Source organism: Pseudomonas paraeruginosa PA7 (genome assembly GCF_000017205.1).
Classification (GTDB): domain Bacteria; phylum Pseudomonadota; class Gammaproteobacteria; order Pseudomonadales; family Pseudomonadaceae; genus Pseudomonas; species Pseudomonas paraeruginosa.
Genome location: NC_009656.1, coordinates 1,084,869 through 1,105,314, shown reverse-complemented (window position 1 = coordinate 1,105,314; position 20,446 = coordinate 1,084,869). Strand labels below are relative to the sequence as shown.

At 69.1% G+C, this 20,446-nt stretch carries 20 protein-coding genes; 7 read left to right on the top strand and 13 right to left on the bottom strand.

Annotated features, from left to right (window positions below):
- Positions 1-27: 27 nt before the first annotated feature.
- The 5 genes from mrdA to PSPA7_RS05230 are packed head-to-tail and all read right to left on the bottom strand — an operon-like array spanning position 28 to position 4,744.
- Positions 28-1,968 carry a penicillin-binding protein 2 gene (gene mrdA / locus PSPA7_RS05250; RefSeq protein ID WP_003153390.1) on the bottom strand — a complete coding sequence of 647 codons (1,941 nt, stop codon included), beginning with the start codon at positions 1,966-1,968 and terminating at the stop codon, positions 28-30.
- A 12-nt stretch (positions 1,969-1,980) separates the two neighbouring features.
- Positions 1,981-2,448, bottom strand: a complete 468-nt coding sequence (gene rlmH, locus PSPA7_RS05245) for a 23S rRNA (pseudouridine(1915)-N(3))-methyltransferase RlmH (RefSeq protein ID WP_003093193.1) — start codon at positions 2,446-2,448, stop codon at positions 1,981-1,983.
- A gap of 7 nt (positions 2,449-2,455) precedes the next feature.
- The gene (rsfS, locus tag PSPA7_RS05240) at positions 2,456-2,812 is read right to left on the bottom strand and encodes a ribosome silencing factor (RefSeq protein WP_003153392.1); all 357 of its coding nucleotides are present in this window, start codon (positions 2,810-2,812) and stop codon (positions 2,456-2,458) included.
- A gap of 22 nt (positions 2,813-2,834) precedes the next feature.
- Positions 2,835-3,479 (bottom strand): nicotinate-nucleotide adenylyltransferase, encoded by a 645-nt coding sequence (gene nadD / locus PSPA7_RS05235; protein WP_003153394.1) that lies wholly within the window; start codon positions 3,477-3,479, stop codon positions 2,835-2,837.
- Positions 3,479-4,744, bottom strand: a complete 1,266-nt coding sequence (locus PSPA7_RS05230) for a glutamate-5-semialdehyde dehydrogenase (protein WP_012074425.1) — start codon at positions 4,742-4,744, stop codon at positions 3,479-3,481. Before PSPA7_RS05230 ends, nadD begins: the two co-directional genes overlap by 1 nt.
- Before the next feature lie 297 nt (positions 4,745-5,041).
- Here PSPA7_RS05230 and PSPA7_RS05225 point away from each other — a divergent pair, with 297 nt between their 5' ends.
- Positions 5,042-6,265, top strand: a complete 1,224-nt coding sequence (locus tag PSPA7_RS05225) for an alpha/beta fold hydrolase (protein WP_012074424.1) — start codon at positions 5,042-5,044, stop codon at positions 6,263-6,265.
- A gap of 7 nt (positions 6,266-6,272) precedes the next feature.
- On the opposite strand, the gene PSPA7_RS05220 is transcribed toward PSPA7_RS05225, so the two are convergent.
- The gene (locus tag PSPA7_RS05220; RefSeq protein WP_012074423.1) at positions 6,273-7,130 is read right to left on the bottom strand and encodes a class I SAM-dependent methyltransferase; all 858 of its coding nucleotides are present in this window, start codon (positions 7,128-7,130) and stop codon (positions 6,273-6,275) included.
- A gap of 63 nt (positions 7,131-7,193) precedes the next feature.
- Between PSPA7_RS05220 and PSPA7_RS05215 the strand changes: the two genes are divergently transcribed.
- Both PSPA7_RS05215 and PSPA7_RS05210 read left to right on the top strand, forming a co-directional pair.
- A complete protein-coding gene (locus PSPA7_RS05215) occupies positions 7,194-7,913 on the top strand; it encodes a DNA-3-methyladenine glycosylase (RefSeq protein WP_003155579.1) in 720 nt (239 codons plus the stop codon).
- Positions 7,910-9,223 (top strand): bifunctional DedA family/phosphatase PAP2 family protein, encoded by a 1,314-nt coding sequence (locus tag PSPA7_RS05210; protein WP_012074421.1) that lies wholly within the window; start codon positions 7,910-7,912, stop codon positions 9,221-9,223. Before PSPA7_RS05215 ends, PSPA7_RS05210 begins: the two co-directional genes overlap by 4 nt.
- A 10-nt stretch (positions 9,224-9,233) precedes the next feature.
- Here PSPA7_RS05210 and PSPA7_RS05205 read toward each other — a convergent pair whose 3' ends face one another.
- The 3 genes from PSPA7_RS05205 to PSPA7_RS05195 are packed head-to-tail and all read right to left on the bottom strand — an operon-like array spanning position 9,234 to position 10,919.
- Entirely contained in the window at positions 9,234-9,827 is a 594-nt protein-coding gene (locus tag PSPA7_RS05205) for an LON peptidase substrate-binding domain-containing protein (protein WP_012074420.1), read from the bottom strand.
- Positions 9,828-9,846: 19 nt separating this feature from the next.
- Positions 9,847-10,557 (bottom strand): LrgB family protein, encoded by a 711-nt coding sequence (locus PSPA7_RS05200; protein ID WP_012074419.1) that lies wholly within the window; start codon positions 10,555-10,557, stop codon positions 9,847-9,849.
- Positions 10,557-10,919, bottom strand: coding sequence for a CidA/LrgA family protein (locus tag PSPA7_RS05195; protein ID WP_003155583.1), 363 nt, complete (start codon positions 10,917-10,919; stop codon positions 10,557-10,559). Before PSPA7_RS05195 ends, PSPA7_RS05200 begins: the two co-directional genes overlap by 1 nt.
- 193 nt (positions 10,920-11,112) lie before the next feature.
- Here PSPA7_RS05195 and PSPA7_RS05190 point away from each other — a divergent pair, with 193 nt between their 5' ends.
- The 3 genes from PSPA7_RS05190 to PSPA7_RS05180 all read left to right on the top strand — a co-directional run bounded on the left by PSPA7_RS05190 (position 11,113) and on the right by PSPA7_RS05180 (position 14,203).
- Positions 11,113-11,568, top strand: a complete 456-nt coding sequence (locus PSPA7_RS05190; protein ID WP_012074418.1) for a MaoC family dehydratase — start codon at positions 11,113-11,115, stop codon at positions 11,566-11,568.
- Between the two features lie 207 nt (positions 11,569-11,775).
- Positions 11,776-13,515 carry a C13 family peptidase gene (locus PSPA7_RS05185; protein WP_012074417.1) on the top strand — a complete coding sequence of 580 codons (1,740 nt, stop codon included), beginning with the start codon at positions 11,776-11,778 and terminating at the stop codon, positions 13,513-13,515.
- A gap of 46 nt (positions 13,516-13,561) precedes the next feature.
- Complete coding sequence (locus PSPA7_RS05180; RefSeq protein ID WP_003155587.1) at positions 13,562-14,203, top strand: oxidoreductase; 642 nt, start codon at positions 13,562-13,564, stop codon at positions 14,201-14,203.
- 19 nt (positions 14,204-14,222) lie between these two features.
- Here the strand turns inward: PSPA7_RS05180 and PSPA7_RS05175 are convergent, their stop codons facing one another.
- The 4 genes from PSPA7_RS05175 to eatR all read right to left on the bottom strand — a co-directional run bounded on the left by PSPA7_RS05175 (position 14,223) and on the right by eatR (position 18,561).
- Positions 14,223-14,516: a YceK/YidQ family lipoprotein gene (locus PSPA7_RS05175; protein WP_012074416.1), complete on the bottom strand. Its 294-nt coding sequence runs from the start codon at positions 14,514-14,516 to the stop codon at positions 14,223-14,225.
- A complete protein-coding gene (ubiX, locus tag PSPA7_RS05170) occupies positions 14,500-15,129 on the bottom strand; it encodes a flavin prenyltransferase UbiX (RefSeq protein ID WP_012074415.1) in 630 nt (209 codons plus the stop codon). Before ubiX ends, PSPA7_RS05175 begins: the two co-directional genes overlap by 17 nt.
- A complete protein-coding gene (gene mpl, locus PSPA7_RS05165; RefSeq protein ID WP_012074414.1) occupies positions 15,126-16,493 on the bottom strand; it encodes a UDP-N-acetylmuramate:L-alanyl-gamma-D-glutamyl-meso-diaminopimelate ligase in 1,368 nt (455 codons plus the stop codon). The genes ubiX and mpl overlap by 4 nt, the downstream gene beginning before the upstream one ends.
- Positions 16,494-16,638: 145 nt before the next feature.
- On the bottom strand, positions 16,639-18,561 hold the full coding sequence (gene eatR, locus PSPA7_RS05160) for a sigma-54-dependent transcriptional regulator EatR (RefSeq protein ID WP_012074413.1): 1,923 nt from the start codon (positions 18,559-18,561) through the stop codon (positions 16,639-16,641).
- A gap of 337 nt (positions 18,562-18,898) precedes the next feature.
- On the opposite strand from eatR, the gene exaC reads away from it, so the two are divergent.
- On the top strand, positions 18,899-20,419 hold the full coding sequence (exaC, locus tag PSPA7_RS05155) for an acetaldehyde dehydrogenase ExaC (protein ID WP_012074410.1): 1,521 nt from the start codon (positions 18,899-18,901) through the stop codon (positions 20,417-20,419).
- The last annotated feature ends 27 nt before the right edge of the window (positions 20,420-20,446 follow it).

Below are 20,446 nucleotides of genomic sequence, written 5' to 3'. Positions count from 1 at the left end.
TCTTCGTTGGACAGGGTACGGTCGAAGTTACTGTTCAAGGGCGGGCGCCTCCGGCTCGGCTGCCGTGGGTTCGGGCCTGGCCACCGCCGCCGCGAGCGGCGCCACGGGTTCGGCGTATTCGGCCTTGAGCTTGCCGTGCTCGTCGAGCAGCCAGGCGTCCATCACCTGCTTGACCACCGGGGCGGCGACGCCGGAGCCGGACTCGCCGTTCTCCACCATCACCGCCACCGCGATCTGCGGGTTGTTGGCCGGCGCGAAGCCGACGAACAGGGCATGGTCGCGATGTCGCTCGAGCAGCTTGGAGCGGTCGTAGCGCTCGTTCTGCTTGATCGCCACCACCTGGGCGGTACCGCTCTTGCCGGCGATCGGATAGACCGAGGTGGCGCCGACCTTGCGCGCCGTGCCGCGGGCGCCATGCACCACCTGCTGCATGCCGTAGTCGACGCGGTCCCAGTTGGCCGGGTCGCGCAGCACGATGTCGGGCATCGGGTTGGGGTCGAGCGGCGGCTGGCCGTCGATGGTCTTGGCCAGGTGCGGGCGGATCCAGTGGCCCTTGTTGGCCAGCAGCGCGGTCATCTGCGCCAGCTGGATCGGCGTCGCCTGCATGTAGCCCTGGCCGATGCCGAGGATCAGGGTCTCGCCCGGGTACCAGGCCTGGCGCCGGGTCTTGCGCTTCCATTCGCGCGAGGGCATCAGCCCGTCGGCCTCGCCGAACATGTCCAGGGCGACCTTCTGGCCGAAGCCGAAACGGCTCATGAAGGCATGCAGACGGTCGATCCCCAGTTTGTGCGCGAGGTCGTAGAAGTAGGTGTCGTTGGACCGGTAGATCGCCGACTCCAGGCTCACCCAGCCATCGCCGTAGCGGTTCCAGTTACGGTACTTGTGGTCGTAGTTGGGCAACTGGTAATAGCCGGGGTCGAACACCCGCGAAGTCGGCGTGACCACGCCGGCGTCGAGGCCGGCCAGCGCCACCGCCGGCTTCACCGTCGAGCCCGGCGGATAGAGCCCGCGCAGGACGCGGTTGTACAGCGGCCGGTCGATGGAGTCGCGCAGCTCGGCGTAGGCCTTGAAGCTGATGCCGGTGACGAACAGGTTGGGGTCGTAGCTCGGCTGGCTGACCATCGCCAGCACGTCGCCGGTGGACGGCTGGATCGCCACGATGGCCCCGCGACGGCCGGCCAGGGCGTTCTCGGCAGCCTCCTGCAGGCGGCTGTCGATGCTCAGGACGATGTCCTTGCCGGGAATCGGATCGGTGCGCTTGAGTACCCGCAGCACCCGCCCGCGGGCGTTGGTCTCGACCTCCTCGTAGCCGACGGTGCCGTGCAGCTCGCTCTCGTAGAAGCGCTCGATGCCGGTCTTGCCGATATGGTGGGTGCCGCTGTAGTTGATCGGGTCGAGGTTCTTCAGTTCCTGCTCGTTGATCCGCCCGACGTAGCCGACCGAATGGGCGAAGTGCTCCTTGAGCGGGTAATGGCGGACGAACTGGGTCGCCACGTCGACGCCCGGCAGGCGGAACTGGTTCACCGCGATGCGGGCGATCTGCTCCTCGTTGAGCTCGAACATGATGGGAACCGGCTCGAACGGACGCCGCCCCTGTTTCATGCGCTTCTCGAAGATGGCCCGGTCGTCCTCGCTCAGGCCGAGGATCTCCACCAGCGTGTCGAGGGTCTTCTGCAGGTCCTCGGTGCGCTCGCGGGTGATGGTCAGGCTGAAGCTCGGCCGGTTGTCGGCGATGATCACCCCGTTGCGATCGAAGATGATCCCGCGGGTCGGCGGGATCGGCTGCACGTGGACCCGGTTGTTCTCCGACAGCGTCGAGTGGTACTCGTACTGGGTCACCTGCAGGTGGTACATGCGCGCCACCAGCACCAGGGTCAGCAGGACCACCGCCACCGCCCCGACGATGACACGCCGACGCACCAGGCGGGCGTCTTTCTCGTGGTCTTTCAGGTGGATCGGCTGCGGCATCGGGACTGGGGACTATTTGTGGTAGGGGTGCCCGGACAATACGGTCCAGGCCCGGTAGATCTGCTCGCCGACCAGGATCCGCACCAGCGGGTGCGGCAGCGTCAACGGCGACAGCGACCAGCGCTGCTCGCTGCGCGCGCAGACCTCCGGCGCCAGCCCTTCCGGGCCGCCGACCATGAGGTTCACGGTACGCGCATCGAGGCGCCAGCGGTCCAGCTCGCGGGCCAGTTGCTCGGTGCTCCAGGGCCGCCCTTCGACCTCCAGGGTCACCACCCGTTCCCCCGGCTGCACGCGCGCCAGCATGGCCTCGCCTTCCTGACGGATCAGGCGCGCCACGTCGGCGTTCTTGCCGCGGGTGTTGAGCGGGATCTCCACCAGTTCGAGGGACAGCTCGGCCGGCAGGCGCTTGACGTACTCCTGCCAGCCTTCCTCGACCCAGCGAGGCATGCGCGAGCCAACCGCGATCAGGCGCAACCGCATGCCGGCGTCACTCTTCCGGCTGGTGCTGGGCGCGGCTCTGCTCGGCGCCCTGCCAGAGGCGCTCCAGGTCGTAGAACTGGCGGGTCGCCGGGAGCATCACGTGGACCACCACGTCGCCCAGGTCGAGCAGCGCCCATTCGCCGGACTCCAGGCCTTCGCTGCCCAGGGGCTTGACGCCGTTTTCCTTGGCCTTGGTCAGGACGTTGTCGGCCAGCGACTTGACCTGGCGGCTGGAACTGCCGCAGGCGATCACCATGTAGTCGGTGACGCTGGTCTTGTCCCGCACATCGAGGGTCACGATGTCCTGGGCCTTGAGGTCTTCCAGGGCATCGATGGCCAGCTGGACGAGTTGTTCGGTTTGCATTGAGTCGGTCTCTGTTTCTTTATCAGTGTGGCGCACGATACAGGTGGTGCGCCTCGATGTAGTTCAATACCGCGTCCGGCACCAGGAAACGCACGGAACGCCCGTTCCCCAGCAACGCGCGGATCTGGGTGGCGGACACCGCCAGCGGCGTCTGCCAGACGAAGGTGATCTGCCCGCCCGGTCCTTTCAGGGCCCGCGGGTCGGCCACGCTCCGCGCCGCCAGCAGGTCGCGCAGCGCTTCCGGCGGCTCGCTGTCGGCATCCGGACGCTGCAGCACGATAATGTGGCAGTGCTCCAGCAACGCCTCCCAGCGGTGCCAGGTCGGCAGGCCGCAGAAGGCATCCCAGCCGATCAGCATGAACAACTGGTCGTCAGCCGCCAGCTCCGCCCGCACCGACTCCAGGGTGTCGATGGTGTAGGACGGCTTGTCGCGCAGCAGTTCGCGGGCGTCGACCGTCAGCCGCTCGACCCCCGCCACCGCCCGCTCGACCATCGCCAACCGCTGCGCGGCCGACACCTGCGGGGCGTCCCGGTGCGGCGGCCGAGCATTGGGCAGCAGGCGCAGTTCGTCGAGGGCGAACTGCTCGGCCATTTCCACGGCGCTGCGCATATGTCCGATATGCACGGGGTCGAAAGTGCCGCCGAACAGGCCGATACGTTTGCCCATCAGGTGCGCACGTGACCGTCGCCGAAGACGACGTACTTCTCGCTGGTCAGGCCTTCCAGGCCGACCGGGCCGCGGGCGTGCAGCTTGTCGGTGGAAATCCCGATCTCGGCGCCGAGGCCGTACTCGAAGCCATCGGCGAAGCGGGTCGAGGCGTTGACCATCACCGAAGCGGAATCCACTTCGGCGAGGAAACGCCGCGCATCGCTGAAGTTCTCGGTGATGATCGCGTCGGTGTGCTGCGAGCCGTAGGTGTTGATGTGCTCGATCGCCGCGCCGAGGCCGTCGACGATGCGGATCGACAGGATCGGCGCGTTGTACTCGGTACGCCAGTCCTCCTCGGTAGCCTCCAGCACGTCTGCGCCGAGCAGCGCGCGGGTCGCGGCGTCGCCGCGCAGTTCCACGCCCTTCTCGCGGTAGATCGCGGCCAGGGGCGGCAGCACCCGTTCGGCGATGCCGGCGTGCACCAGCAGTGTCTCCATGGTGTTGCACGGCGCGTAACGCTGGGTCTTGGCGTTGTCGGCGACGCGGATCGCCTTGTCCAGGTCGGCGGCGACGTCGATGTAGACGTGGCAGATGCCGTCCAGGTGCTTGATCACCGGCACCCTGGCCTCGCGGCTGATGCGCTCGATCAGGCCCTTGCCGCCGCGCGGGACGATCACGTCGACGTACTCGGGCATGCTGATCAGCGCGCCGACCGCGGCGCGGTCGGTGGTTTCCACCACCTGCACGGCGGCGGCGGGCAGCCCGGCCTCGGCCAGGCCCTGCTGGATGCAGCGGGCGATCGCCTGGTTGGAGTGGATCGCCTCGGAGCCGCCACGCAGGATGGTCGCGTTGCCGGACTTCAGGCACAGGCTGGCGGCATCGATGGTCACGTTCGGCCGCGACTCGTAGATGATCCCGACCACGCCCAGCGGCACGCGCATCTTGCCGATCTGGATGCCCGAGGGCACGTAGCGCATGTCGCGGATCTCGCCGATCGGGTCGGGCAACGTGGCGACCTGGCGCAGGCCCTCGATCATGTCGTCGATGCGCGCCGGGGTCAGCGCCAGGCGGTCCAGCATCGCCGGCTCCAGGCCGTTGGCGCGGCCGGCGGCGAGGTCCTGCTCGTTGGCGTGGGACAACTCCGCGCGAGCGGCGTCCAGCGCATCGGCCGCGGCCAGCAGGGCGCGGTTCTTCTGCGCGGTGGCGGCGCGCGCGAGCAGCCGCGAGGCGGCGCGGGCGTCGCGGCCAAGGCGGCTCATATAGTCGAGGACGGACTCGGTCATGGTCTCGGCATCTGGCGTCAGGGAAATGCGCGATTATAGCGAGCCTACCCCGGCGCGCCCAGCCGCAACAGCCGGTCGGTAGACAGCGCGTTCCGCCGCCCCCGGCGGTAACGCGGCGGCCCCGCTGCGCCTGGGCCTGTGCGCGAGACGGTGACACCCGGGCAAAGGCGCCGGCCGAAGGATAGGTAAACAAAATTGCTACCTCTGTTTACCTTCGAGATGCGCCTGGCCACTGCCACCCACCGGCAGCCGCCCGGCAGAACAACAATAACGACGCACACACCGCGGGGCCTCGCCATGCGCTACCGGACCGACTACAGCGCGCAGTCGCTGAGCAGCGAACCGAATCTCCTCCTCCTCGACGGCTGGCAACTGCGCTACCAGGCCTTCGCCGCCCGCGTCGACGACCCGCGCCCGCCGGTGCTCCTGCTGGGCGGCGCCTTCCAGAGCTTCCGCTCGTTCGCCGGCGAGGTCAGCGAACTGCTCGCCGAGCACCCAGTGATCCTCCTCGACCTGCCGAGCCAGGGCGGCAACCTGCAACTGGCGGCCGAACTGAGCCTGGAAGACCTCGCCGACCTGATCGCGGCCTTCGCCGAACGGCTCGACCTGCCGCCGTTGATGCCCATCGGCCTGTCCTACGGCTCGGCCCTGGCCGCGCTGTTCGCCGCCCGCCATCCGCGCCGCTGCGCGCGCCTGCTGCTGGCCGGCATCACCGCGTTCGGCCGTCCCGGCGCCCGGCTGCTGCTGGTGGAAGCCCTGGCCCGGCTCGACGAGGGCGACCAGAGCGCCTTCGCCCACGGCGTACTGACCGGCCTGATCAACCCGCTACAGCTGGAGCGTACCGGCGTCTCCCCGCTGTTTCGCAAGGCCATGCTGCGCCAGTTGCAACGCCTGACCGCGGCGGAGATCGAACGCTACCGGCAGAACAGCCGGCGCCTGCTGGCCTTCGGCGGCTTCGAGCGGCACCCGACCTGCCCGACCCTGGTGCTCGCCGGCGAGTACGACCATTTCACCCAGCCCTGGGAACATGCGGTGTTCGCCCATGCCTGCGGGAACGCCGAGTTCGCCCTGATCCACGACGCCGACCATCTAGCCCAGTTCGAACGGCGCGAGGCCTGTGCCCGGCTCTACGGCCCGTTCCTGCGCGGCGAGGCTTTGCCGGAACGGGCCGAGGGCAGCACGCGGATTCCACGCACGCGCCTGCTCAGCCTGGAGCGACGCTTCGAGGTCCGCCATCGGCCAGCCCAGGGACACGCACGACTGGACCATCCGCAACTCGGCGAGCGCTCGGCGGAGCTGCTGGAGCTCGGCTATTTCGGCGGGCGGCTGCACGCCGACCTGCCCGAATCCCGCCCGCAACGCGGCTGGCGGTTGCGCATCGACGGCCTGGCGGACCTGGACATCCTGCCCCTGCGTCCGACCGCCGGCGGCTTCGCCTTCATCTTCCCGCACTCCGACCCGGCGGCCAGCGCCGGACTGGCCGCCCTCCTCGCCGCCTGGCAGCGGGCGCGGGTCGCCTGAGAAACGACTACGCCGTGCGGCTTTCGATCACCCGCACCAGGCTCGGCAGGCGTCCCTGCGGCAAGCCCAGGGCGGCGCCGTCGCGCTGGGGGTCGAGCACCAGGGTCGAGGCGAAGCCACAGCGGGCGAATGCCGCCTCGATCTCCGCGGCATTGCGGTAGTGCAACGGATAGCTTCCCCGCGTCAGCCGCCCGATGATCCCCACGCCCCAGCGGATCTGCCGGTAGCGCGGGTGTTCGCGCAGGTCCGGATAGAGGTCGGTCAGGTAAGTGCCCTGGGGGAAGCGTTTCAGTTCGGTCGCCAGGCGACTCCAGAAGGCCTCGATCACCGGGCGCTGGAAATAGTTCACCAGGCCCTCGGTGATCACCACCAGCGGACGCTGGCGGTCGAGCCCGGCGAATAGCGCGGCGAGGCTGCGTTCGCCGTCCTCGGCGAGGATATCCACGGCCGCCACCGCGTGCTCCGGGCCCAGCCAGCCCTGCTCGCGGAGCAGCGCCGCCTTGCGCGCGGCCATCGGCGGCAGGTCGGCCTCCAGGTAGCGCAGCTGTGGATAGCGCTGCCGAAAGCGTCGCCCGCGCGGCGACAGTCCGCAGGCCATTTCCACCACCTGGACCACCCCCTCGCGCTCGACGGCCTGGGACAGGCGCGCGTCGATCAGCAGGTGTCTTTGTAACAGGAAATCCTCGATGTTCAGCCCGAAACCGAGCTGCGCGCCCCAGTTGATCGGCGCGACGAAGCCGTGCACCCAGCGGCCGAAAGCGGTGGCGAAGGCCGGTTCGGCGAGCCGGTGGCGGAACCAGACATACCCGGTGTAATGGGCGCTGGGCGTGATGTGGGCACTGTCGACACGCTCTCGTTCAACCATGATTCAGGCTCTTGTTGTTATCATTCGCCAGCCTATGACTGCCATGGTCCCAGCGACAATCCCATGTCCCGCGATCCCATCCTTAGTTTGCCCTGGCCGGACGCCCGGCCACTCCCCGACGCCTTCTTCGACCGCGATGCACTGCTGGTCGCCCGCGAACTGCTGGGCAAGGTGATCCGTCATCGCCATGGAAACCTCTGGCTGGCGGCGCGGATCATCGAGACCGAGGCCTATTACCTCGACGAGAAAGGCAGCCACGCCTCGCTCGGCTACACCGAGAAGCGCAAGGCGCTGTTCCTCGATGGCGGGCACATCTATATGTACTACGCGCGCGGCGGCGACTCGCTGAACTTCAGCGCCGGCGGGCCGGGCAACGCGGTGCTGATCAAGTCCGGCCACCCCTGGCTGGATCGCGTCAGCGACCACGCGGCGCTGGAGCGGATGCAGAGCCTCAACCCGGACAGCCAGGGCCGTCCCCGCGAGATCGGCCGCCTGTGCGCCGGCCAGACCCTGCTGTGCAAGGCCATGGGCCTGAAGGTGCCGGACTGGGACGCACAGCGCTTCGATCCGCAGCGGCTGTTCGTCGACGATGTCGGCGAACGCCCCAGCCAGGTGGTCCAGGCCGCTCGGCTGGGCATTCCGAAGGGGCGCGACGAGCACCTGCCGTACCGTTTCGTCGATGCCGCCTTCGCCGCCTTCTGCACCCGCAACCCGCTGCGCCGCGGCCAGCTCGCCGGGCGCGACTACCAACTACTCGGACCCCAGGACCCGCACCTGCAATGAGCCTCGACGCCTTCAACGCCTGGATGGCCGCCAACCCAGAATGGCTGGGCCTGGCCATCTTCCTCGTCGCCTTCCTCGAATGCGCGGCCATCGTCGGCATCGTCCTGCCCGGCGTGGTGCTGCTGTTCGGCGTCGCGGTGATCGCCGGCAGCGGTGCCCTGGGCCTCGGCGAGACCCTGCTGCTGGCCTACACCGGCGGGGTGCTCGGCGATCTCAGCTCGTACTGGATCGGCCGCCGCTTCCACCAGAACATCCGCCGCCTGCCCGGCCTGCGCAGCCATCCGCAGTGGATCACCGCCGCCGAGGTGTACTTCGAGCGCTACGGCATCGCCAGCCTCCTGGTCGGCCGCTTCATCGGCGCCCTGCGGCCGATGCTGCCGATGGTCGCCGGCATGCTCGACATGCCGTTCGGCCGCTTCCTCGGCGTCTCGCTGATCGCCGCCGCCGGCTGGGCCGTGGCCTACCTGCTGCCCGGCTGGGCCACCGGCGCGGCGCTGCGCCTGCCGTTGCCGGAAGGCTTCTGGAGCGAGGCCGGGGTGGTGGCCGCCTGCCTGGCGGTATTGGTCGGCGTGGTGGTACAGGCCAGCCTGCGGCGCAAGCGCTGGGCCACCGCGGTAGCGGCCGCGCTGAGCCTGGTCCTGCTGCTGGCGATGACCGTCGCCTGGCCGTACCTGCAGGACCTCGACCAGGGCCTGATGACGCTGGTCCAGGAACACCGCAACGCCGAGCTGAACCCGGTGATGGTGGTGGTCACCCGGCTCGGCGACTTCCGCACCCAGTTCATCGCCGGCGCCCTGCTCGGCGGCATCCTCCTGCTGACCCGGCAATGGCGTCCGGCCGCGTTCGCCATCGGTACCCTGGTCGGCACCGCCCTGGCCAACCAGGCGCTGAAGACCCTGTTCGCCCGCGCCCGCCCGGAAGTGCTGGCCGAGCCGCTGAGCAGCTTCAGCTTCCCCAGCGGGCACAGCTCGGCGTCCTTCGCCTTCTTCCTTACCCTGGGCGTGCTCGCCAGCCGCCAGCAGCCGCCACGCTGGCGCCTGACCTGGGTACTGCTGGCGGTGATCCCGTCGCTGAGCATCGCCCTGTCGCGGGTCTACCTCGGCGTGCACTGGCCGTCGGACATCATCGCCGGTGCCCTGCTCGCCACCACGGTATGCGCCGCCAGCCTGTGGCTGAGCCAGCGCCGCGAGTCGCTGCCGGCGCTGCCGCAACGGGTCTGGTGGCTGCTGTTGCCGGTCTGCGTGGCAACCCTGGCGATCGCCGCCGGCTGGGCCCTGCCGGAGGCCATCGCGCGCTACCGGCCACTGTGACGGCGGCGGTTCAGTCGCTGCCCAGTTCGCCCTGCAGGTGCTCCAGCAGCACCTGGATCCGCGCCAGTTGCGTCTGCGCGTCGGGCAAAGCGAGCAGCTCCAGCTTGCGCTCGGTGTTGAACGGCAGCAGGTAGGCCAACTGGTTCGCCAGGTCCTGCTGGCCGGCGGGCTCGCCGCCCATCTCCAACGCCGCCACCATCGGATGCTCGGCCAGTACGCCGAGCAGCGCGGCGAGATCGTTGTGCTCGTGGGTCAGGGGCTGCTCCGGCGGGTCGTCGAACCACTCGACCTCACCGACGCTGAGCTGGTCGGCCTGGACCTCCACCGACAGCACCTGGAAACGCCGGCCGCCTTCCACGCGGATCCCCAGCAGGCCGTTCGGGCGCTGCTGCCAGTCGCGGATCGACGCCTCGCAGCCGACCATCGCCAGGCGGCTCGGCGCTTCGCCGACCTCCCGCCCTTCACCGATGGTCACCACGCCGAAACCGGTGCCCTGCTTCATGCAGCGGCTGAGCATGTCCAGGTAGCGCGCCTCGAAGATCTGCAGGTCCAGGCGGCAACCGGGGAACAGCACGGCGTTGAGGGGGAACAGCGGCAACTTCATCGCGACTCCTCGGGCATCGTCAGGCGACCAGCGCTACCGCCAACGTTAGCAGCACTGCGGTGGCGACGCCCATCAGGCTCATCGCCAGGGCGGCGAAGGCGCCGCACTCCTCGCCCTCCTGCAAGGCCCGCGAAGTGCCCACCGCATGGGCGGTCATGCCCAGCGCCATGCCCTGCGCGGCGGGATGGCGGACACCGATGGCGCGCAACAGCTCCGGGCCGAGGATCGCCCCGAGGACCCCGGTGATCAGGACGAACACGGCGGCCAGCGCCGCCACGCCGCCGATCTGACTGGCCACCAGCATGGCGATCGGGGAGGTCACCGACTTCGGCGCCATGCTCATCAGCATCCGCGGTTCGGCGCCGAACAGCCAGCCGAATGCGATGCCCAGCACCGTCGCCAGCGTACCGGCGACGACCAGGGTCAGCAGGGTCGGCCAGAACAATTGGCGGATACGCCGCAGGTTGAGGAACAGCGGCACCGCCAGGGCTACCGTGGCGGGACCGAGGAGGATGGTCAGGACCTTGGCGCTGGCGCTGTATTCCTCGTAGTCGATGCCGCAGAGCAGCAGCACGCCGATCACCACCAGCATCGACACCAGCACCGGCTGCAGGAATACCCAGCGGGTCCGTTCGTAGGCGGCCAGGGCCAGTTGGTAGGCGCCGAGCGTCACGCCGACGCCGAACAACGGATGGTGGATCACCGCCGCGAGGGCGGCCTGCCAGGCCATCAGGGTTCCTCCCGGCGACGTTGCTGGCGGTCGATCAGCTTCTGCATCATCCAGCCGGCGAACAGGAACGAGACCACCAGCGACAGCACGAGCGCGCCGACGATGGCCCAGAAGTCGGCGGCGATCTCCCGCGCGTAGGCCATCACCCCGACCGCCGCCGGCACCAGCAGCAGCGGCAGGTAGCGCAGCAGCGCGCCGGCCGCCTCGTTGAGCGGCTTGCCGACCTCGCCACGCAGCAGGAAATAGCCGAACAGCAGTACCAGGCCGATGATCGGCCCGGGCAGCATAGGCAACAACAGAACGTTCAGACCGGTGCCGAGCAACTGGAACAGCACCAGCCAGGTCAGACCACGAAGCAACATGGGCACCTCCAGCCAGGGCCGACCATTATGCCCAGCCCGCCCGGACATTGGCACGCTCTTCGCCTGGCCATCGGTCGTAGTCGCGGCGCCGCATGACCGGGTATTCGCCAGGCCGATGGTTTCTTGACCCGCTCGCCGACGCGTGCTGATCTTCCTGCACCTCGAGAACAACAGCCATCCTCCCGGAGGACTTATGCCATTCGTACCCGTAGCAACGCTCAAGGACTATGTCGGCAAGGATCTCGGCCATTCCGAATGGCTCACCATCGACCAGGAGCGGGTCGACCAGTTCGCCGAATGCACCGGCGACCACCAGTTCATCCACGTCGACCCGGAGAAAGCGGCGAAGACGCCCTTCGGCGGCACCATCGCCCACGGCTTCCTGTCCCTATCGCTGATCCCGAAACTGATGGAAGGTCTGCTGGTACTGCCCGAAGGGCTGAAGATGGCGGTCAACTACGGCCTCGACACGGTCCGCTTCATCCAGCCGGTGCGGGTCGGCTCGCGGGTCCGTCTGGGCCTGACCCTGCTCGACGTCAACGAGAAGAACCCCGGCCAGTGGCTGATCAAGGCCCGCGCCACCCTGGAGATCGAAGGCCAGGAGAAACCCGCCTACATCGCCGAGACCCTCAGCCTCTGCTTCGTCTGAGCCCGCCCCAGCGAGCGCTGCCGTTCGCTTGACGGCCAGGCGCCGTTGCGCCGCTCTCCCCTTTCCCTGAAAGGAGAGGGAGCCGATCGCCCCCGCTCGCGGGGGCGTCCTGCGCCGGCGGGGAAATACTCTACTGCCAGGCAACGATTTTTCCGCCACACTGTCTCCCCTTCACCCTCGGACCGAACCACTCATCGGGAACGCCGCATGCTTCGCCCCGCCAGGTCTATCTCGCTCTGCTCCGCCCTGGTCATCCTGCTCGCCGCCTGCGGCGAGGGCGAACCGCTGCTGCCGGCCGACGCACGCCTGCCGGACGGCGCGCGCTATCGCGGCGAACTGGTGGACGGGCGCCTGGAAGGCCAGGGCCGGCTGGACTACGACAACGGCGCCTGGTACGCCGGCCGCTTCGAGCATGGCCTGCTGCACGGCCATGGCACCTGGCAGGGCGCCGACGGCAGCCGCTACAGCGGCGGCTTCGCCGCCGGCCTGTTCGACGGCCAGGGCCGCCTGGCGCTGGCCGACGGCAGCGTCTACCAGGGTGGATTTCGCCAGGGTCTGTTCGATGGCGAAGGCGCTCTGGAGCAGCAGGGCGATCGCTACCGCGGCGGCTTCCGCAAGGGCCTGTACAGCGGCCAGGGCAGCCTGGAGGGCAGCGACGGCAGCCGCTACCAGGGCAGCTTCCGCCGGGGCCGGCTGGAAGGTGAAGGCCTTTTCACCGATAGCCAGGGCAACCAGTACGCCGGCACCTTTCGCGACGGCATGCTGAACGGCAAGGGGCGCTGGAACGGCCCCGATGGCGACCGCTACGACGGGCAGTTCAAGGACAACCAGTTCCATGGCCAGGGTCGCTACGAAAGCGCCAGCGGCGATGTCTGGAGCGGCCGCTTCAGCGAAGGCGCGCTGAACGGCCCCGGAGAGTTCCTCGGCGCCGATGGCAGCCGCTATCGCGGCGGCTTCCAGTTCTGGCGCTTCCATGGCCAGGGCCTGCTCGAACAACTGGACGGCAGCCGCTACGAAGGCGGCTTCGCCGCCGGCGCCTATGCCGGACAAGGCAGCCTGAGTCGCGCCGACGGTAGCCGCGAGCAGGGACTCTGGGCCGACGGCAAGCGCATCCGCGACGCCGCCGGCAAGGCCCTGCCCGACACCCTCGAGGTCGGCCTGCTGGCCCAGGGTCGCCTGCTCGACGAAGAACTGGACAAGATTCCGGCCTCGACGCCGGCCAGCGAGCTCTATGCCCTGAGCCTGGGCGGCGACGGTCGCCAGGGCGTGTTCCTGCGCGAGGCCGATTACGCCGGCGACCTGCTCGGCCAGCGTTTCGCCGCTCGTGGCGTGATCCGCCTGGTCAACCATCGCGACCACTTCGGCGACCGCCCGCTGGCCACCCGGGAAAGCCTGTCCCGCGCCGTGCGCACCCTGGCCGAACGCAGCGGGCCGGAAGACCTGGTCTTCATCTACCTGACCAGCCACGGCTCCAGCGACCACCAGTTGGCCCTGGACATGCCCGGCCTGAACCTCGGCGACCTGCCGGCCGCGGAACTGGCCGAACTGCTCGCGCCACTGCGCAAGCGCGACAAGGTGCTGGTGGTATCGGCCTGCTACAGCGGAGGGTTCATCCCGCCGCTGAAGGACGAACGTACCCTGGTCCTGACCGCGGCGCGTGCCGACCGGGTCTCGTTCGGCTGTTCCGACGACGCCGATTTCACCTACTTCGGCCGCGCCTTGCTGGCCAATGCGCTGCACCGCACCGATGACCTCGCCAGGGCCTTCGAACTGGCGAAGGAGGAAGTGCGTCAAAGAGAGAAGGAAGAGGGTTTCGAAGCCTCGGAACCCCAAGCCTGGCTACCGGAACGCGTGCTCGCGCACTGGCGGACGCTGCGGGGGCAGCATGCCGCGGGTGCGCTCGCGTCCCGGGAGGAAACAACCGGCGAGGGCACGGCGGGCAAATAGATTCGCCGCGCACTACGCTCATTGGTGTGGAAGGGGAGATACACACATGCACTCGACGCCCAAGCGCGTTCTGCTCGCCGGCGCGACCGGTCTTACCGGCGAACACCTGCTGGACCGGATATTGAGCGAGCCGACCCTCGCCAAGGTCATCGCGCCCGCCCGCAAGGCGCTGGCCGAGCATCCGCGGCTGGACAACCCGGTCGGCCCACTGGCCGAACTGCTGCCGCAACTGAGCGGGAGCATCGACATCGCCTTCTGCTGCCTCGGCACCACGATCAAGGAAGCCGGCTCGGAGGAAGCCTTCCGCTCGGTCGATTTCGACCTGCCGCTCGCGGTCGGCAAGCGCGCGCTGGAAATGGGCGCCCGGCATTACCTGGTGGTCAGCGCCCTGGGCGCCGACGCCAAGTCGTCGATCTTCTACAACCGGGTCAAGGGCGAACTGGAACAGGCCCTGCAGGAGCAGGGCTGGCCACAACTGACCATCGCCCGGCCATCGCTGCTGTTCGGCCCGCGCGAGGAATTCCGCCTCGCCGAGATCCTCGCCGCGCCGATCGCCCGGATCCTTCCCGGCAAGTACCACGGCATCGAGGCCTGCGACCTGGCTCGCGCGCTCTGGCGCCTGGCGCTGGAAGAAGGCAAGGGCGTGCGCTTCGTCGAGTCCGACGAGTTGCGCAAGCTGGGGAAATGAGCCTCGGGCGGGTCCCGCCCTACATGCCGCCGCTGACGCCGAGGTTGAGGCCGATGGCGGTGGCCAGCGAGAACGGCAGCAACAGGGTGTCCAGCAGCGCGCTGCCCGGCAGGTCGAGACCCGGATGAGCCGGTGCCTCGGCGCCGAAGCGCTCCATCGGGCAGCAGCCGCCGTGCAGGCTGTACCAGTCCAGCCGGGTGCCGGCATAGATCACCGGCGCGCCGGGCTTGGCCGCGTCCAACGTGCGCACGGTAGCGCAGCCGGCCAGTTGTAGCGCCAGGATCAGCAGCAGCGCCCTACTCGTCGCTGACAAGGTGCTGTTCCCCCCAGCGCGGCAGCATGTCCTGGGGAATCCCCAGGGTATTGAGGATCCGCGCCACGACGAAATCGACCAGGTCTTCCACCGACTGTGGCTGGTAGTAGAAACCCGGCGCCGCCGGCAGGATCACCGCGCCAAGGTTGGACAGCTTGAGCATGTTCTCCAGGTGGATGCTGGAGAACGGCGCCTCGCGCGGCACCAGCACCAGTGGCCGGCGCTCCTTCAGGGCGACATCGGCGGCGCGCTCGATGAGGTTGTTGCAGGCGCCGGCGGCGACCGCCGACAGGGTGCCGGTGGAGCACGGGCAGATCACCATCGCATTGGGCGCGCTGGAGCCCGACGCCGGTGGCGCCATCCAGTCGTGCTGGCCGAACACGCGGATCTGTCCGGCGGCGGCGCCGCAGTATTCGGTGAGGAAGGCCTGCATCGCCCGCGGCTTGGCCGGCAGGGCGACGTCGGTCTCGGTGGCCATCACCAGTTGCGCGGCCTTGGAGATCAGGAAATGCACCTCGCGCTCTTCCTGCACCAGGCAGTCGAGCAAACGCAGGCCGTACTGGGCGCCGGAAGCGCCGGTCATCGCCAGGGTAATGCGTTCCGGACCGCTCATCGCGCCCCTCGTTCGGCCAGGTCCGCGGCCAGCTTGCCATGCAAGCCGCCGAAGCCGCCGTTGCTCATGATCACCACCTGGGCGCCAGGCTTCGCCAGGTGGCGCACCTGGACGATGATCGCCTCCAGGGAGTCGCAGACCTGCGACGGCACCGCGCACTGCGCGGCGGTGGCGGCCAGGTCCCAGCCCAGGTTCGGCGGCGCGTACCAGAGCACCTGGTCGGCCTGGCGCACGCTGTCCGGCAGGCCGTCGCGATGGGCGCCGAGCTTCATCGAGTTGGAGCGCGGCTCGACGATGGCGATCACCTGGGTGTCCGCGCCAACCCGCTTGCGCAGGCCGTCGAGGGTGGTGGCGATGGCGGTCGGATGGTGGGCGAAGTCGTCGAAAATGGTCACGCCATCGACTTCCGCGACCTTCTCCATGCGCCGCTTGACGTTGCGGAACGCGCTGAGCGCCGCGGCGCCCTGGTCCGGCAGCACGCCGACATGGCGCGCAGCCGCCAGGCTGGCGAGGGCGTTGGCAACGTTGTGCAGGCCGCTCAGAGGCCAGTTCACCTCACCCTGGAGCACGCCGTCGAACAGCACCTCGAAGCGCGAACCATCCTCGGCGAGCAGGCGCGCCTGCCATTGGCCGCCTTCGCCGGTGGTCTGCACCGGGGTCCAGCAGCCCATCTCCAGCACGCGTTCGAGCGCTTCCTCGGCGCTCGGGCGGATGATCAGGCCCTCGCCCGGCACGGTGCGCACCAGATGGTGGAACTGCCGCTCGATGGCCGCGAGGTCGGGGAAGATGTCCGCGTGATCGAACTCCAGGTTGTTCAGGATCGCCGTGCGCGGACGGTAGTGGACGAACTTCGAGCGCTTGTCGAAAAACGCGCTGTCGTACTCGTCGGCCTCGACCACGAAGAACGGCGTGCCGCCCAGGCGCGCCGAGACCCCGAAGTTCTGCGGCACGCCGCCGATCAGGAAGCCCGGGCTCATGCCGGCGTGCTCCAGGACCCAGGCGAGCATGCTGGTGGTGGTGGTCTTGCCGTGGGTACCGGCCACCGCCAGCACCCAGCGCCCTTGCAGCACGTGGTCGGCCAGCCATTGCGGGCCGGAGACGTAGGGCAGGCCCTTGTTCAGGACATGCTCCACCGCCGGATTGCCGCGCGACAGGGCGTTGCCGATCACCACCAGGTCCGGCGCCGGCTCCAGGTGGGCCGGGTCGTAGCCCTGCATCAGTTCGATGCCCTGGGCCTGCAGCTGGGTGCTCATGGGGGGATAGACGTTGGCGTCGGAACCGGTCACCCGGTGGCCCAGTTCCTTGGCCAGCACGGCCAGCGAGCCCATGAAGGTCCCGCAGATGCCGAGTACGTGGATGTGCATGCAGACTCCTGCAGATCAAGCCGTCGAAGGCGCTGTGAATGGGCGGCAGATTAGCACAGCGGAGGTGCCGGCCGCCCGGCGTCGCGGCATCAGACGACGCGGCGCGGACGCGGTTCCCGGCAGAGCGGGAAGCGCGTCCGCGCACTCAGGCCCGGCCGCGCACCAGGCCGTGGCGGCGCAGCTTGCGGTACAGCGTGTTGCGGCTGATCCCGAGTTGCTCGGCGACCCGGCTCATATGCCAGCGCTGGCCGTCCAGCGCCGCCAGCAGGGCGACGCGCTCGGCGTCCTCCAGGCTGTTGGCGGCGACCGGCGCCGCCTCGGCCGTCGGCAGCGCCGCCAGGGCCTGGCGGATATCGGCCGGCAGGTCGCGCAGGCCGACCCGGCCGTCCTCGCAGAGCGCCACCAGGGTCCGCAGCACCGTGCGCATCTGCCGGACGTTGCCCGGCCAGCGATAGGCCAGCAGACCCCGGCGAACCTCGGCATCGAGCTGGATGGCCTGGCCCCTGGCCTCCTCGGCCAGCAGGTAGTCGAGCAGTTCCTCGCGGTCGCTGCGCTCGCGCAACGGCGGCAGGCTGAGGACCATGCCGTTGAGGCGATAGTAGAGGTCCTCGCGGAAGCGCCCATCGGCGACCAGGCCGGCAAGATCGCGGTGGGTGGCGCTGATCAGGCGCACATCGACATCCTGCGGCTCGCCGCCCAGCGGCACCACCCGGCGCTCTTCCAGCACCCTCAGCAGGCGGGTCTGCAGGGCCAGCGGCATGTCGCCGATCTCGTCGAGGAACAGGGTGCCGCCGTCGGCCTGCTGCAGCTTGCCGCGCATGCCCTCCTTGCGCGCGCCGGTGAAGCTGCCGCCGCGGTAGCCGAACAGTTCGCTCTCGATCAGGGTTTCCGGGATCGCCGCGCAGTTCAGCGCGACGAACGCCTGGCGCGCGCGCGGTCCGGCCAGGTGCACGGCCTTGGCGAAGGCTTCCTTGCCGGAGCCGGTCTCGCCGTTGAGCAGCAGCGGCACGTCACGCGCATAGACCTTCAGCGCCCGGCGGAAGTCGGCGGCCAGCTCGGCGTCGCCCAGGCACAGGCCTGGCGCCGACAGTGGCGCGGGTACGGACGGCACCACCAGGGCCTGCGGGATCGCCCGCGGCGCGCCCCGCAACATGGCGTACAGGGTCCGTCCCTCGCGGGTGCGCAGCGGCCAGCTGGCGGCGGGTTGCGGCGAGGCACGGCCGAGCAGGTCGTCGAGGCGGCAATCGAAGAAGGCTTCCACCGGCTGGCCGAGCAGGCGCTGGCGCGGACAGCCGAGCAGGTTCAGCGCGCTCTGGTTCACCGCGCGGATCCGCCCGTCCTCCTCGAAGGCCAGCAGACCCTCGCTGAACAGGCCGACATAGTCGCCCTGGACATGGAAGCGCAGCAGCCAGGAACCCTCGAAGCGACGGAGGAAGTAGCAGCCTTCGATGATCTTCGCCGACAGGTTGACCAGCGCCATGGTGTGGAACTGGCTCTGCCGCGACACCTCCTGGCGCGCCGAGGATACGTCGAGCACCGCCATCAGTTCGCCCTGTGGGTCGAACACCGGGCTCGCCGAGCAGGTCAGGCCGGTGTGGCGGCTGCGGAAGTGCTCTTCCTGCTGGATGGTCAGGGCCTGCCGCTCGACCACGCAGGTGCCGATGCCGTTGGTCCCTTCGCAGGGTTCGCTCCAGTCGGCGCCGAGCCAGAGGCCGGCGTGCTCGAAGGTCTGGCGCTGAGCGTCGGCGTTGACGCAGTTGAGGATGACCCCGCGGGCGTCGGTGAGCAGCACCGCGTGATCGCTGCCGGAAAGCTGCTGGTAGAGGCTGTGCATCTCGCCGTCGGCGATTTCCAGCACCTGTTGCAGGCGCTCGCGGCGTTCGAGCATGCGCGCGTGCTCGAGCACCATCGGCGCCATCGGCTGGCCCGGATCGAGATGGTGCTGCTCCAGGCAACGCAGCCAGGAACGGGCGATGGACGGGTCGGTGGCCGGGCCGCCCGGCGGGATCTTGCCCTGGGCGACGGTCAGCACTTGCCGCGCGTGGCGGCTCATGGAGCTGGCAGGCATTGTTATGGTCTCCGCGAGGGATGGGCCGTCTCTTGCCTGGGCGCGGTGGATCGGTCCGCGTCTATCCGGACGGCTAGACGTGCAGCATCCAACAGGGCGGGGCGCAATGCAACGACGGACTGACCGATGAGTCATGCGCTGCGCCGGAAACGGTACGAATTGTCACCCCCGGACGTCTCACCCGCGTGACACAGCCCCCTCGCCGACACCCCGCAGGAAAGCCCCAGCCGCTCTGCCACGGGCCTTTCGCAACTCTGGCCCGGCCCTTGCTGCATGCTCTCGACAAGCGCGACAGCGCATCCTCCCCTAATAAACACAAGAGCCAGGAGATACCACCATGCGTTATGCCCATCCCGGTAGCGAAGGCGCCATCGTTTCCTTCAAGGCCCGCTACGGCAACTACATCGGTGGCGAATTCGTGCCTCCGGTCAAGGGCCAGTACTTCACCAACACCTCGCCGGTGAACGGCCAGCCGATCGCCGAGTTCCCCCGTTCCACCGCCGAGGACATCGACAAGGCCCTCGACGCCGCCCACGCCGCCGCCGACGCTTGGGGCCGCACCTCGGTGCAGGAGCGCTCGAACATCCTGCTGAAGATCGCCGACCGCATCGAACAGAACCTGGAACTGCTCGCCGTCACCGAGACCTGGGACAACGGCAAGGCCGTGCGCGAGACCCTCAACGCCGACATCCCCCTGGCCGCCGACCACTTCCGCTACTTCGCCGGCTGCATCCGCGCCCAGGAAGGCTCCGCCGCCGAGATCAACGACAGCACCGTGGCCTACCACATCCACGAGCCGCTGGGCGTGGTCGGGCAGATCATCCCGTGGAACTTCCCGCTGCTGATGGCCGCCTGGAAGCTGGCCCCGGCGCTGGCCGCCGGCAACTGCGTGGTGCTCAAGCCGGCCGAGCAGACCCCGCTGGGCATCTGCGTGCTGCTGGAACTGGTCGGCGACCTGCTGCCGCCGGGCGTGCTCAACGTCGTCCAGGGCTTCGGCAGGGAGGCCGGCGAGGCCCTGGCCACCAGCAAGCGCATCGCCAAGATCGCCTTCACCGGTTCCACCCCGGTCGGCTCGCACATCCTCAAGTGCGCGGCGGAGAACATCATTCCCTCCACCGTCGAGCTGGGCGGCAAGAGCCCGAACATCTACTTCGAAGACATCATGCAGGCCGAGCCGGCGTTCATCGAGAAGGCCGCCGAGGGCCTGGTGCTGGCCTTCTTCAACCAGGGCGAGGTGTGTACCTGCCCGTCCCGCGCACTGGTCCAGGAGTCGATCTACCCGGCGTTCATGGAAGAAGTGCTGAAGAAGGTCAGGGCGATCAAGCGCGGCGACCCGCTGGACACCGAGACCATGGTCGGCGCCCAGGCCTCGCAGCAGCAGTACGAGAAGATCCTCTCCTACCTCGACATCGCCCAGCAGGAAGGCGCCGAAGTGCTCACCGGCGGCAGCGCCGAGAAGCTCGAAGGCAACCTGGCCAGCGGCTACTACATCCAGCCGACCCTGCTCAAGGGCCACAACGGCATGCGCGTGTTCCAGGAGGAAATCTTCGGCCCGGTGGTCGGCGTCACCACCTTCAAGGACGAGGCGGAAGCCCTGGCCATCGCCAACGACACCGAGTACGGCCTCGGCGCCGGCCTCTGGACCCGCGACATCAACCGCGCCTACCGCATGGGCCGGGGGATCAAGGCCGGCCGCGTGTGGACCAACTGCTACCACCTGTACCCGGCCCACGCCGCGTTCGGCGGCTACAAGAAGTCCGGCGTCGGCCGCGAGACGCACAAGATGATGCTCGACCATTACCAGCAGACCAAGAACCTGCTGGTGAGCTACGACATCAATCCGCTGGGCTTCTTCTAAGACCTCGGATCGGCCGCGACCGCTCTT

What these genes read in the sequence shown, in the direction of transcription:
- mrdA (WP_003153390.1), bottom strand. Translation starts at nt 1,968, where the DNA reads ATGCCGCAGCCGATCCACCTGAAAGACCACGAGAAAGACGCCCGCCTG.
- rlmH (WP_003093193.1), bottom strand. Translation starts at nt 2,448, where the DNA reads ATGCGGTTGCGCCTGATCGCGGTTGGCTCGCGCATGCCTCGCTGGGTC.
- rsfS (WP_003153392.1), bottom strand. Translation starts at nt 2,812, where the DNA reads ATGCAAACCGAACAACTCGTCCAGCTGGCCATCGATGCCCTGGAAGAC.
- nadD (WP_003153394.1), bottom strand. Translation starts at nt 3,479, where the DNA reads ATGGGCAAACGTATCGGCCTGTTCGGCGGCACTTTCGACCCCGTGCAT.
- PSPA7_RS05230 (WP_012074425.1), bottom strand. Translation starts at nt 4,744, where the DNA reads ATGACCGAGTCCGTCCTCGACTATATGAGCCGCCTTGGCCGCGACGCC.
- PSPA7_RS05225 (WP_012074424.1), top strand. Translation starts at nt 5,042, where the DNA reads ATGCGCTACCGGACCGACTACAGCGCGCAGTCGCTGAGCAGCGAACCG.
- PSPA7_RS05220 (WP_012074423.1), bottom strand. Translation starts at nt 7,130, where the DNA reads ATGGTTGAACGAGAGCGTGTCGACAGTGCCCACATCACGCCCAGCGCC.
- PSPA7_RS05215 (WP_003155579.1), top strand. Translation starts at nt 7,194, where the DNA reads ATGTCCCGCGATCCCATCCTTAGTTTGCCCTGGCCGGACGCCCGGCCA.
- PSPA7_RS05210 (WP_012074421.1), top strand. Translation starts at nt 7,910, where the DNA reads ATGAGCCTCGACGCCTTCAACGCCTGGATGGCCGCCAACCCAGAATGG.
- PSPA7_RS05205 (WP_012074420.1), bottom strand. Translation starts at nt 9,827, where the DNA reads ATGAAGTTGCCGCTGTTCCCCCTCAACGCCGTGCTGTTCCCCGGTTGC.
- PSPA7_RS05200 (WP_012074419.1), bottom strand. Translation starts at nt 10,557, where the DNA reads ATGGCCTGGCAGGCCGCCCTCGCGGCGGTGATCCACCATCCGTTGTTC.
- PSPA7_RS05195 (WP_003155583.1), bottom strand. Translation starts at nt 10,919, where the DNA reads ATGTTGCTTCGTGGTCTGACCTGGCTGGTGCTGTTCCAGTTGCTCGGC.
- PSPA7_RS05190 (WP_012074418.1), top strand. Translation starts at nt 11,113, where the DNA reads ATGCCATTCGTACCCGTAGCAACGCTCAAGGACTATGTCGGCAAGGAT.
- PSPA7_RS05185 (WP_012074417.1), top strand. Translation starts at nt 11,776, where the DNA reads ATGCTTCGCCCCGCCAGGTCTATCTCGCTCTGCTCCGCCCTGGTCATC.
- PSPA7_RS05180 (WP_003155587.1), top strand. Translation starts at nt 13,562, where the DNA reads ATGCACTCGACGCCCAAGCGCGTTCTGCTCGCCGGCGCGACCGGTCTT.
- ubiX (WP_012074415.1), bottom strand. Translation starts at nt 15,129, where the DNA reads ATGAGCGGTCCGGAACGCATTACCCTGGCGATGACCGGCGCTTCCGGC.
- mpl (WP_012074414.1), bottom strand. Translation starts at nt 16,493, where the DNA reads ATGCACATCCACGTACTCGGCATCTGCGGGACCTTCATGGGCTCGCTG.
- eatR (WP_012074413.1), bottom strand. Translation starts at nt 18,561, where the DNA reads ATGCCTGCCAGCTCCATGAGCCGCCACGCGCGGCAAGTGCTGACCGTC.
- exaC (WP_012074410.1), top strand. Translation starts at nt 18,899, where the DNA reads ATGCGTTATGCCCATCCCGGTAGCGAAGGCGCCATCGTTTCCTTCAAG.